The sequence below is a fragment of the Salmonella sp. 32082101201600294FB01SM01 genome (assembly GCF_017572865.1).
Taxonomy (GTDB): domain Bacteria; phylum Pseudomonadota; class Gammaproteobacteria; order Enterobacterales; family Enterobacteriaceae; genus Salmonella; species Salmonella enterica.
In genome coordinates, this window is record NZ_JAGESB010000005.1 from 99235 (window position 1) to 111527 (window position 12293).

At 51.4% G+C, this 12293-nt stretch carries 12 protein-coding genes; 6 read left to right on the forward strand and 6 right to left on the reverse strand.

Going from position 1 to position 12293, the window contains the following annotated elements; all coding sequences use genetic code 11:
- Positions 1–90: 90 nt before the first annotated feature.
- Positions 91–1128, reverse strand: a complete 1038-nt coding sequence (locus tag J4645_RS18735) for an oxidoreductase (RefSeq protein ID WP_000172401.1) — start codon at positions 1126–1128, stop codon at positions 91–93.
- A 466-nt stretch (positions 1129–1594) separates the two neighbouring features.
- On the opposite strand from J4645_RS18735, the gene yhhY reads away from it, so the two are divergent.
- The 5 genes from yhhY (at position 1595) to J4645_RS18760 (ending at position 6395) form a co-directional block, all read left to right on the forward strand.
- Complete coding sequence (gene yhhY, locus J4645_RS18740; protein WP_001290279.1) at positions 1595–2083, forward strand: N-acetyltransferase; 489 nt, start codon at positions 1595–1597, stop codon at positions 2081–2083.
- Positions 2084–2347: 264 nt separating this feature from the next.
- Positions 2348–3562 (forward strand): PfkB family carbohydrate kinase, encoded by a 1215-nt coding sequence (locus J4645_RS18745; protein ID WP_000667447.1) that lies wholly within the window; start codon positions 2348–2350, stop codon positions 3560–3562.
- A gap of 15 nt (positions 3563–3577) precedes the next feature.
- Complete coding sequence (locus J4645_RS18750) at positions 3578–4339, forward strand: glutamine amidotransferase (RefSeq protein WP_208209002.1); 762 nt, start codon at positions 3578–3580, stop codon at positions 4337–4339.
- Between the two features lie 53 nt (positions 4340–4392).
- Complete coding sequence (locus tag J4645_RS18755; protein ID WP_001038949.1) at positions 4393–5364, forward strand: DMT family transporter; 972 nt, start codon at positions 4393–4395, stop codon at positions 5362–5364.
- A complete protein-coding gene (locus J4645_RS18760; protein WP_000675710.1) occupies positions 5361–6395 on the forward strand; it encodes a phosphotriesterase in 1035 nt (344 codons plus the stop codon). The genes J4645_RS18755 and J4645_RS18760 overlap by 4 nt, the downstream gene beginning before the upstream one ends.
- Positions 6396–6439: 44 nt before the next feature.
- Here J4645_RS18760 and ggt read toward each other — a convergent pair whose 3' ends face one another.
- Positions 6440–8182, reverse strand: a complete 1743-nt coding sequence (gene ggt, locus J4645_RS18765) for a gamma-glutamyltransferase (protein WP_023215171.1) — start codon at positions 8180–8182, stop codon at positions 6440–6442.
- 125 nt (positions 8183–8307) lie between these two features.
- Here ggt and J4645_RS18770 point away from each other — a divergent pair, with 125 nt between their 5' ends.
- Entirely contained in the window at positions 8308–8724 is a 417-nt protein-coding gene (locus J4645_RS18770; RefSeq protein WP_000826042.1) for a DUF2756 family protein, read from the forward strand.
- Between the two features lie 12 nt (positions 8725–8736).
- On the opposite strand, the gene ugpQ is transcribed toward J4645_RS18770, so the two are convergent.
- Genes ugpQ through ugpA form a run of 4 tightly spaced genes read right to left on the reverse strand, consistent with a single transcriptional unit; the run spans position 8737 to position 12276 of the window.
- Positions 8737–9477, reverse strand: a complete 741-nt coding sequence (gene ugpQ, locus J4645_RS18775; protein ID WP_000073548.1) for a glycerophosphodiester phosphodiesterase — start codon at positions 9475–9477, stop codon at positions 8737–8739.
- Positions 9474–10544 (reverse strand): sn-glycerol-3-phosphate import ATP-binding protein UgpC, encoded by a 1071-nt coding sequence (locus J4645_RS18780; protein ID WP_000907842.1) that lies wholly within the window; start codon positions 10542–10544, stop codon positions 9474–9476. Before J4645_RS18780 ends, ugpQ begins: the two co-directional genes overlap by 4 nt.
- 2 nt (positions 10545–10546) lie before the next feature.
- Positions 10547–11392 carry a sn-glycerol-3-phosphate ABC transporter permease UgpE gene (gene ugpE, locus J4645_RS18785; protein WP_000572196.1) on the reverse strand — a complete coding sequence of 282 codons (846 nt, stop codon included), beginning with the start codon at positions 11390–11392 and terminating at the stop codon, positions 10547–10549.
- Complete coding sequence (ugpA, locus tag J4645_RS18790) at positions 11389–12276, reverse strand: sn-glycerol-3-phosphate ABC transporter permease UgpA (protein ID WP_000099303.1); 888 nt, start codon at positions 12274–12276, stop codon at positions 11389–11391. Before ugpA ends, ugpE begins: the two co-directional genes overlap by 4 nt.
- Between the last annotated feature and the right edge of the window lie 17 nt (positions 12277–12293).

Sequence of the window (12293 nt, forward strand, 5' to 3'; positions counted from 1 at the left end):
GTGTGGACTCATTCCGTCCGGGATCATAGAGGGTGAAAATTGACTCCTCTGTTCAAAAAATATGAATAAGCGCAGAGGAGTCTGTAAGGGCTATTTAGCGAGGGTTATCGTCGCAGGCGATGCCTGTTCGAAAGCACGTTCGAGGATTTCCAGATTGGTAAGAACTTCAGATTCCTTGACGTAATTAGGCGTACCGACGGTCAACGTCTGGTACAGCGCATCATAAACACGACCATAGTCACCCGTTTCCGGTTTCACCTCTTCTTTCACCGTAACACCGTCATCGTTAACATATTCCAGCACGCCGACGGATTCGTCAGCGGCGAAACCGGGTTCACCGGGCATAATGTTCGCTTTCAGGCTGGTTTCTTGTTGATCGATACCGTACTTCACAAACGAACCTTTAGTCCCATGCACGATAAATTTCGGGTAATCAATTTTCACCAGGTGGCTGGTTTTAACGATAGCCTTCAAATCGCCATAAAATAGTTGCGCTTCGAAGGTGTCATCCGGATTCGCTTTATTGCGCAGACTGCGAATGTCATACGCGACATGATCCGGACGGCCAAATAGCGAAATAATTTGATCCATCGTATGGACGCCAAGTCCGTAGAAAGCGCCATCCTGCGGCAGGCCCGGTTTGGTTTCCGCCACGGGTCGGTAGTAGTCAAAATGGCTTTCAACTTCGACAATCTTGCCCAGTTTCCCGCTCTCAATCGCTTTTTTAGCCGTGAGAAAACAGGAATCAAAACGCCGATTCTGATACGGCGTAACGGTCAGTCCTTTGCTTCGCGCCAGGTCGAACAACACTTTTGCCTGCGCCAGCGTCGGCGTGAAAGGTTTCTCAACCAACACATTTTTACCCGCTTCCAGCGCGCGTTTGGCGTATTCGAAATGGCTGTCAGCATGCGTACAGACGATCACCAGTTTTACCTGCGGATCGCCCAACACCTCATCCAGATCGCTGGTGAAGTGAATATGTGAATACTGCGGCGCCTGCTCTTCCGGTTTAGCGTGACGACGGAAAATATGCGCGACATGCCAGGTATCTTTCCGATTCAGAACATAGGGGAGATGGTAACGGGTGGTACTTTTGCCGAATCCAATAAATGCGCAGTGTAAGGTCATGAGACGATCCTTTTGAAGATGATTGTTTACACCATAGCGCAAAGCGTGAGGAGACTGAATGTTGGATTCTTTGACGGTGGCGGAGAAGACTTTTCGGGCCTACAAAAGCAGATGCCTCAAGATCGGCCGTCGGCGTCGCGGTCAGTTTGTTCACGGCAAGCGCGCAGGGCCCGGAGCGTACTAAATGTACGTGAGGAGCACGAGCACTTCCCGGGGACAAAATGACAAGTAAGCCAGGCTGAAACAAAACCCAAAAAAAAGCCAGCAAAAGCTGGCTAAAGTAATACTGGAAGCAATGTGAGCAATGTCGTGCTTTCAGGTTCTCCGTAGGGGTTCCCCTGAACGCACGGCAATAATAATCATTCTCATTCGCACTTGTCTACTTCTTTTTGCAAAAAAATGCGGTTGACGGAATTTTCTTTCTCAGCGAGTGTAAATACACAATTACCCCTGCAGGAGATAAGGAATGAGTGAAATAGTGATACGCCACGCTGAACCGAAAGATTACGACGCCATTCGTCAGATCCACGCCCAGCCGGAGGTGTACCACAACACGCTACAGGTTCCTCATCCTTCCCTCGAAATGTGGCAGGCGCGGCTAACCGAGCAAGCCGGGGTTAAACAACTGGTTGCCTGCATTGACGATATTGTCGTTGGCCATCTTTCTATTCAGGTCACCCAACGTCCCCGCCGCAGCCACGTGGCCGATTTTGGTATCTGCGTGGATGCCCGGTGGCACAATCGCGGCATTGCCAGCGCGCTGATCCGCACGATGATCGACATGTGTGACAACTGGCTGCGCGTCGAGCGTATCGAGTTAACGGTATTTGTTGATAACGAGCCCGCGGTGGCGGTGTATAAGAAGTACGGCTTTGAAATCGAAGGCACCGGTAAGAAATACGGCCTGCGCAACGGTGAGTACGTTGATGCGTACTTTATGGCGCGCGTGAAATAGCGCTTCCCCGCCCCACCCTGTGGGGCGAAACGTCACAAACCTTCACAACATTCCAGTTATTGCAACCTACTTCCCCTATATCAAAACAATAACCACCTGAATTTCATGGTTATTACCACTTTAAGCTTTATCACCGTTTTTTCCGTAATTTTAGCAATATTAATATTACATTTTTGTTTTTTTTTGGTTTCTGCCATCACTTTATGGTGACAATCACAACAATATACTCCTCCCGGGACTAATTTAACCACGGTGAGGTAAAAAATGAAATTTGAACGCCATCATAGAATATTGAAGGAACTCAGTATTTCGGGAGTTGTAAAAGTTTCAAATCTGGCGAAAAGTCTCAAGGTAACAAAGGAAACTATTCGTTCAGATCTCAATGAACTTGCCGGACAGGGATATCTTACTCGCTGTCATGGTGGTGCATTTATTACCCTTGATTCTCTTGATAACGTCGCAAAAAATGAAATTGCTTATGTGCTGGAAAAATATGAATCAGCGCAGAAAAATAAAAAAGGTCTCTCTGCCATGAAAAATAATGTATGTGTTATTGGCTCGTTCAATGTTGATATTATCAGTTATCTACCGAGATTACCCTCAACGGGAGAGTCATTGCTTGCCGATAAATTTATTTTTTCACCCGGCGGTAAGGGATGTAATCAGGCATTAGCAGCAAGCTATGCCGACTCTGATGTGCATTTTATTACTAAAGTCGGCTCAGATCATTTTAGTGATTACGCCATTAATTTTATAAACTCATCAAAAATCCATAAAAGTGTTATCTACCAGACCAAAGAAACACAAACAGGTACAGCAACCATCATGGTGAATGGAGATACCGGAGATAACGTCATCGCTATCTACCCTGGCGCCAACATGACAATTTCCCCTGATGAAATCACCATTCAGAAAGAAGCCATTATTCATTCAGATATTGTTCTTGTCCAACTGGAGACGAATTACGAAGCGCTGCAGCAAACAATTCGTCTCGCACAAAAAAATGACATACCGGTCATCATCAATCCAGCGCCATACAATGACATGGTTAACACTATCATTGATAACATTGACTATATTACGCCAAATGAAACGGAAGCAGGCCTGCTGGCCAATATGGCGGTTAATGATATCGAATCAGCCAAATGCGCGGCCAAAATTATTCATCAGAAAGGCGTCAAAAATACCATTATAACATTAGGTAGCAAAGGTTCGCTTGCTTATGATGGCACACAATTCATCTATTCCCCGGCATTTCCGGCAGTTGTAAAAAATACTGCGGGAGCGGGTGACGCTTTCAATGGCGCCCTCGCATCTGGTCTTGCAAAAGGAAAGTCACTGGCATCCGCATTGTGCTACGCCAGCGCATTTGCCTCACTTGCGGTTGAAACGCCTAATGCCTCTGATATGCCGGAAAACGACTCCGTTCTTCATCGTATTCAGGGTTCACATTACAAACAAACTATCTCTACTCACTAAATCAAGGAGCAGACTATGAACAATACGCAGAAAAAACTAAAGGTGCTCTTTATTGGAGAATCCTGGCATATTCATATGATTCATTCAAAAGGTTATGACAGTTTCACCTCCAGTAAATATGAAGAAGGCGCTACATGGTTACTGGAATGCCTGAGGAAAGGCGGCGTTGATATTGATTACATGCCTGCCCACACGGTACAAATTGCCTTTCCAGAGAGTGTTGACGAATTAAACCGTTACGATGTGATTGTTATTAGCGACATTGGTAGTAATACCTTCCTGTTGCAAAACGAGACATTTTATCAGCTAAAAATAAAACCAGACGCTCTGGAGTCCATTAAAGAGTACGTCAAAAATGGCGGTGGACTACTCATGATTGGTGGTTACCTGTCATTTATGGGTATTGAGGCAAAAGCCAATTATAAGAACACCGTTCTTGCTGAGGTTCTGCCAGTTATTATGCTTGATGGCGATGACCGGGTAGAAAAGCCAGAGGGTATTTGTGCTGAGGCTGTCTCACCTGAACATCCTGTTGTTAACGGGTTCTCAGATTATCCGGTATTTCTTGGATATAACCAGGCCGTCGCCAGAGACGATGCCGATGTCGTATTAACAATAAATAATGACCCATTGTTAGTGTTCGGTGAATACCAACAGGGTAAAACCGCCTGCTTTATGAGTGACTGCTCCCCACACTGGGGAACCCAGCAGTTTATGTCATGGCCGTTTTATACCGACCTGTGGGTCAACACGCTTCAATTCATCGCCAGAAAATAAAAAACAATGGAGTAACGAAAGTTACTCCTTTTATAAAATATAAGGATTGATGTATGAACAAGAATAAGTACTCAACCCCCTTACTGATGCTTGCCACCATCTTAGCCGGTATGCTTTCTCCGATGCAGTCTGCCGTTAATGGGCAGTTAGGACATTGGTTACAAGACGGTAATGCTTGCGCAGTAATCTCGTTTGCCAGCGGTCTGGTCGTCATGTTTTTTATTATTATTGCGCGCAAAGAAACACGCCAGCAATTCGCCTCAATCCCTACTCTGATTAAAAAGAGAAAAATCCCGCTATGGAATTGGTTTGCAGGATTATGCGGGGCGATGGTCGTATTTTCCGAAGGCGCATCCGCCAGCGCGCTGGGCGTTGCCACCTTTCAAACGGCATTAATTTCCGCCCTGCTCCTTTCCGGCCTGCTGTGCGACCGTTTTGGCATCGGTGTGGAGGAGAAGAAATATTTTACGCCATGGCGCATTACTGGCGCATTATTCGCCGTTATCGCCACCATTTTTGTCGTGTCGCCACAGTGGCACTCAACCTCGTTTATCCTGCTCGCTATCCTCCCCTTTTTGGCAGGGTTACTCGCTGGCTGGCAGCCTGCGGGGAATGCTAAAGTCGCCGAGGCAACGGGCTCCATGCTGGTGTCCATTACATGGAACTTCATCGTCGGCTTTTGTGTCCTGGGCGCAGCGCTGGCGATACGTATCGCATTAGGCCATGTCACCATCCAGTTACCCGATACATGGTGGATGTATCTCGGTGGTCCGCTGGGTCTGCTGTCCATCGGGCTAATGGCGATTCTGGTGAGAGGCTTAGGGCTATTGATGCTGGGCGTAGCGTCAACAGCAGGCCAACTGCTTGGCTCAGTGCTAATTGATGAATTGATCCCTTCATTAGGCAATACGGTCTACCTGGTCACCATCATCGGTACGCTGTTCGCGTTAGTCGGTGCGATTGTGACCACCATCCCTGAATACAGAGCATCCAAAATGGCGCAAAGAATGGAGGTGTCAGAATGAAAGGTTTCCTGCAAACCGTAACAGGCCCGGTGGCGCATACGGATATGGGGCTGACGCTACCGCATGAACATCTGTTTAACGATCTGTCTTCGGTCGTAGACGAGCCACATTATGCTTTTTCACAGCAACTGGTGGGAAAGAAAGTCAGTGCTGACCTGCAGTGGGGGCTGAAACACGACCCATACTGCTGCGCCGATAACATGGACCGCAAAGAGATTGATGATGTTATCTTCGAAATCAATAACTTTATGTCTTTGGGCGGCAGGACGATTGTCGACGCCACCGGATCAGAATCCATTGGACGGGACGCCTCAGCGCTGCGAGAAGTTGCCTTAAAAACGGGTTTGAATATCGTTGCGTCATCCGGACCTTATCTGGAGAAATTTGAAAGCACTCGGATCCATAAACCTGTTGAACTGTTAGCCTCACTCATTGATAAAGAACTGAATCAGGGTATTGGCGAGACGGATATTCGCGCTGGCATGATCGGTGAAATCGGTGTATCCCCCGCGTTTACCCAAGCGGAGCGTAACAGCCTGCGGGCAGCGTCTCTGGCACAATGTAACAACCCCCACACGGCGATGAATATCCATATGCCAGGGTGGCTGCGACTGGGTGATGAGGTGCTGGATATCGTGCTGGAAGAAATGAACGTCTCTCCGGCAAAAGTCTCGCTGGCGCATTCGGATCCTTCAGGAAAAGATGTCGTCTATCAACGTAAAATGCTCGACCGTGGCGTATGGCTTGAATTTGACATGATTGGTCTGGACATCACCTTCCCAAAAGAAGGTGTCGCGCCGGGCGTTCAGGAGACCGCAGATGCAGTAGCGAATCTGATTGCACTGGGTTACGCCGACCAAATCGTTTTAAGCCATGATGTTTTTCTCAAACAGATGTGGGCGAAAAATGGCGGAAATGGCTGGGGGTTTGTCCCGAATGTCTTCCTCGCCTATCTGGCTGCTCGCGGAGTAGACAACGATACTCTGCGCAAGCTTTGTATTGATAATCCAGCCCGATTACTCACGGCATAATCTGCAAATAGCCCGGTGTCTGACACCGGGCCTGGAATTAAAAATCAGTATCCCGCCGTTAAATCATCCACCGAACGCGGGTCAGACGCGCCGTACAGTTCGCCATCCGGTCCAACCATAATACTTTGGGTGCTGCCCATCGCTTCTTTCAGCGCGACTTTCTGCCCTTTCTGTTCCAGCAACTTCAGCGTATCGGGGCTGAAGCCCTTTTCTACCCGCAGTTCGTCCGGCAACCATTGATGATGGAAACGCGGCGCGTTGGTCGCTTCGGCGACGTTCATGCCAAAATCAATAGTATTGACCACCATTTGCAGTACGGTAGTAATAATACGGCTACCGCCAGGACTGCCGGTCACCAGCCAGGTTTTCCCGTCTTTAACGACGATAGTCGGCGACATCGACGACAGCGGACGCTTCTTCGGACCGACCGCGTTAGCATCGCCGCCCACCAGGCCATAAACATTAGGTACACCGGGTTTAGCAGAAAAATCATCCATTTGATTATTCAGCAGAATACCGGTATTTCCCGCCACAATTCCTGTGCCGAAGGTGGTGTTCAGGGTATAGGTCACCGCCACAGCATTGCCGCCTTTATCCACCACCGAGAAGTGGGTGGTCTGGTTGCTTTCATACGGGGCGAGCTTGCCAGGTTTGATCTGGCTGGAAGGTTTGGCCTTGTTGATATCAATTTGATCGGCCAGCGTTTTCGCATAGGCTTTGTTGGTCAGCGCCTGCCACGGCACTTTCACAAAGTCCGGGTCACCCAGATACTCTGAGCGGTCGGCATAGGCGTATTTTTCCGCTTCCGCCATGATTTGCATGGCATCGGCGCTGCCAAAGCCGTACTTCTTCATGTCGAAATTTTCAAGGATATTGAGAATTTGCACGATGTGAATACCGCCCGAGGATGGCGGCGGCATGGAGAAGACCTGATACCCGCGATAGTCACCGCTGATTGGCGAACGCTCAACGGCTTTATAGCTGGCTAAATCCTCTTTGGTCATCAGACCGCCGTTCTTCTGCATTTCTCCGGCAATCTGGTCAGCAATCGCCCCTTTATAAAACGCATCCGGGCCATTTTCAGCAATCATTTCCAGGCTTTTCGCCAGATTCTTCTGGACCAGCTTATCGCCTTTTTTCAGCGGCTCGCCGTCTTTCCAGAAAATGACTTTGCTGTTCTCATGATTAGGGATCACTTCGCTGCCGTAAGTTTTTAAGTCGTCGGCCAGCGCATCGTTAACCACAAAACCCTCTTCCGCCAGCGTCATCGCCGGACGCACCACTTTATTCAGCGGCATCGTGCCGTATTTCTCCAGCGCCAGCGAGAACCCCGCCACGGTACCCGGCGTACCGGATGCCAGATGCGACGTCAGCGACTTTTTCGCATCGGCGTTACCCTGCTCGTCGAGGAACATATCACGGGTCGCGCCAGCAGGCGCCATTTCACGAAAATCGATCACCGTGGTAGCGCCATCTTTAGTGCGCAGCAGCATAAATCCTCCGCCGCCCAGATTCCCGGCTTGCGGATGCGTGACAGCCAGCGCATAGCCCACGGCGACGGCGGCATCCACGGCATTACCGCCCTGCTTTAAGATATCCACGCCAACCTGCGTCGCCATTGCATCCACGGACGCCACCATCCCTTGCGTCGCCCGCACAGGATGAAAGACATCTTCTTCAACACCATAGGAGACTGGCGGCGCGACGGGAGGATTGGCCACCGCGCTAAACGTCCCCCCGGCCAGCAGAGCGGCGATCGCCACCCAGCGCATAAACGTTGGTTTCATCGTTGTTTTTCTCCAGATAAATGGGTGTATGTCCCGTTTAATCCTGGTCCACAACGCTTAAAAAATCATCATCATGGCGAAATAGAGGTACACTTAAAAAGAGGCCTCATCGGGAGGAGACGACAATGAAACGCTTACTACTTATTACGGCTTTGTTACCCTTTGCTGTATTGGCCCAGCCAATTAACACTATGAATAATCCTAATCAGCCAGGTTATCAGATCCCCAGCCAGCAGCGTATGCAGACGCAGATGCAAACGCAGCAGATTCAGCAGCAGGGTATGTTGAAACAACAGATGCAAACGCAGGCGCGCAGCCAGCAGCAAAATCTACAGTCGCAGTTGAATGCCAATACGCAGCGGGTTCAGCAGGGACAGCCGGGCAACGGTATGCTCGGTCAGCAAACGCTGCCCAATACGCAGGGCGGAATGCTCAGCGGCAGCGGAAATCCGGACCGGATGCTAAACCATTCCCAGCCAATGTTGCAGCAGGGCAGCGGGACGCCGCAGCCTGACATCCCGCTGAAAACCATCAGCCCTTAAAACTGACGGCCCTTAAAACTGAAAGTGAGGGCCGATGTCATCAATGCGATCGGTGCAGATACAATCCACGCCCCAGCGCAGCAGCTCTGCCGCCCGCTGGGGCTGATTGACGGTATACACCAGAATCCGCAGACCCGCGGCCTTAATCTCTTGCACTCGCGTCTCATCGAGTAATTTATGGTTGAGATGGAGGGAAACACAGCCCAGACGGGTCGTCAGTTCACGCCAGTCTTCACGCCATTTATCCAGCAGTAACCCACGCGGCAGTTCAGGTGCTGCTGCCTGCGCCGCTTCCAGCGCCTCTATCTCAAAGGAAGAAAGCAGCGGCGGCGTCATCCCGGCCCACAGTTCACGGGCGGCCAACGCCACGACGCGTCCTGTCAGCCTGCCGCTCCCCGTTGTCGGTTTTATCTCAATATTCGCCATCATGCCGTGTTTACGGCAGCGCTCCGCCACCTGCGAGAGCAACGGCAGCGGCTCGCCTTTAAATTCGCCGCTAAACCAACCGCCAGCGTCCACACGCAATAAATCCTGCCAGTTCAACTCGCCCGCCACGCCCCAACCGTTGCTGGTGCGCTCCAGGTTATCGTCATGCAGCAGGAAAATTTCGCCGTCTTTCGACAGCTTGGCATCAAACTCAATCATGGTGTGCCCGTATCGCGCGCCCACGTCAATCGCCGCCAGAGTGTTTTCCGGCGCCAGTTTACCGCCACCGCGATGGGCGACAATGTGGGGATAAGGCCAGTTACTCATACACGTTGTCCTGTTTCGCCATCAAAAAGATGCCGCTGATGTTCCGGCAGATGCAGCCATAGCGTACTGCCCGCCGCCGGGCGCTGCTGATGCGCCAACCGCACCACCAGTTTCTGATCGCCCCAGCGCCCATGCGCCAGATTATCCGCGCCCAGAATCTCCAGCGTGTCTACCGTTAGCGGCACGCCGCCTTCCGCCTGCGAGCTTAACGCAATATGTTCCGGGCGGATACCCAGCGTCATTTTACGTCCGGCATGACCTCGATAGCCCGCACCAATCGGCAACGCCAGACCGCCAGGCAATTCGAAACGGTCGCCGGAAGCGCTGATAACGCCATCCAACAGGTTCATCGCCGGGCTGCCAATAAAGCTTGCCACAAAGCGACTGGCCGGTTTTTCATACACCTCTACCGGCGTGCCAATCTGTTCTGCGACGCCTTTATTCATCACCATCACCCGCTGGGCCAGCGTCATCGCCTCTACCTGATCGTGAGTAACATAGAGCGAGGTGGTACGAAGACGACGATGCAGATGTTGTAACTCCAGACGCATCTGCACGCGCAGCTTGGCGTCGAGGTTAGAAAGCGGTTCGTCGAATAAAAAGACTGCCGGCTCGCGGACGATCGCGCGCCCCATTGCCACGCGCTGCCGTTGACCGCCGGAAAGCTCGCGTGGACGGCGTTTAAGCAGGCCGTCCAGCTCCAGAATGCGCGCCGCCTCCCGCACGCGTTCTTCAATATGCGCTTTGCTCATACCGCGAATTTTTAGTCCCCACGCCATGTTCTCCTCTACGCTCATATGGGGATAGAGAGCATAGTTCTGAAATACCATCGCGATGCCGCGATCTTTGGGCTCCATCTCGGTGACACGTTTGCGATCAATCCAGATATCGCCGCTGGTCACGCGTTCCAGACCGGCCACCATCCGCAACAACGTTGATTTGCCGCAGCCGGACGGCCCGACCATCACGATAAATTCGCCATCCGCCACGTCCAGCGTTAACGGTTGAATGACCTGGGTTTTGCCGTCCCAGCTTTTGGTTACTGCCTGTAGTTTTAAACCAGCCATTTTTATTTCTCACTATCGACCAGGCCACGCACAAACGCGCGCTGCATGGCTAAAACGATGACAACCGGGGGAATAAGGGTCAGCAGCATTGCCGCCATCACCTGGTTCCATTGCGTGGTACCTTCGCCGGTGGCGATCATCCCTTTGATACCCGCTACGGCAGTGCCAAGATTCACGTCGGTGATAATCAACAGCGGCCACAGATACTGGTTCCAGCCGTAGATAAAGGTGATGACGAATAACGCCGCCAGGTTGGTTTTTGACAGCGGCAACACGATGTCGCGGAAAAAGCGCATCGGCGACGCGCCGTCAATACGGGCCGCCTCCACCAGTTCATCCGGAAGCGTCATGAAGAACTGACGAAACAGGAAAGTGGCGGTAGCGGACGCCATCAGCGGTAGCGTCAGACCAGCATAGCTGTCGAGCATTTTCAGATTGGCGATCACTTCCACCGTCGGGAAGATACGCACTTCAACCGGCAGCATCAGGGTGATAAAAATCATCCAGAAGAACAGGTTACGCAGGGGAAAACGAAACCAGACGATGGCGAATGCGGAAAGCATAGATACCGTGATTTTGCCTACCGTAATGCTGAACGCCATAATGAAACTGTTAAGCATCATCAGCCAGAATGGCGCGCTATTAACACCGACGCCGTTGACCCAAATAGTTTTGATATTCTCCAGTAACTGCGTGCCGGGAAGCAGCGTCATCGGCGTCTCAAACACCGCGCGGTCGTCCAGCGTCGCCGCGACAAACGCGACATACAGAGGAAACAAAATGACCGCGATCCCCAGAATCAGCATGGTATGGCTGAATATTGTCAGCCCGCGACGATTCTCTATCATTGGTAACGCACCTTACTTTCCACATAGCGGAACTGCACCACCGTCAGAATGATGACGAGGAACATCAACACCACCGACTGCGCGGCGGACGCCGAGAGATCCAGGCCGGTAAACCCTTCGCGATAGATCTTATAAATCAGCGTCGTGGTGGCTTGTACCGGCCCGCCGGCGGTCGCGGCGTCGATCACCGGGAAGGTGTCGAAAAAGGCATACACCAGGTTGACCACCAGCAGGAAGAAACTGACCGGCGCAATAAGCGGCAAAGAAAGCCGGAAGAAACGACGAATCGGCCCGGCGCCGTCAATGGCCGCCGCTTCCACCAGCGAGCGGGGAATGGATTGCAGCGCGGCAAAGAAAAATAAAAAGTTGTAACTAATCTGCTTCCAGACTGACGCAAATACCACCAGGAACATCGCCTGACCGCTGTTTTGCGCATGGTTCCAGTCATAGCCGAATTCGCCGAGGAAATGAGTGATTAATCCCCGCCCCGGGTTAAACAGGAAAATCCACAATACGGCGGCGACGGCGGGCGCGACGGCATAAGGCAGCAGCATCAGCGTCTGATAAAAACGGCTGCCGCGCACCACGTAATCCACCAGGGCGGCGAAAAACAACGAGACCAGCAGGCCGCTAAACGTGACCAGCGCGCTGAATTTAATCGTCGTCCAGAAGGCGTCGAGATAATAACTGTCGTGAAAAAGCGCGACGAAATTCTCCAGCCCGACAAATTGGCTGGAAAAACCAAACGGATCGACGCTTTGCAGCGAATACCACAGCGCTTCGCCCGCAGGCCAGATAAAGAAAATAACGGTGATAACCAACTGCGGGGCAACCAGTAAATACGGCAGCCAACGCGAGCGGAACACCGGACGGGATGATGACATGAAGGTTCTTTTCCTGG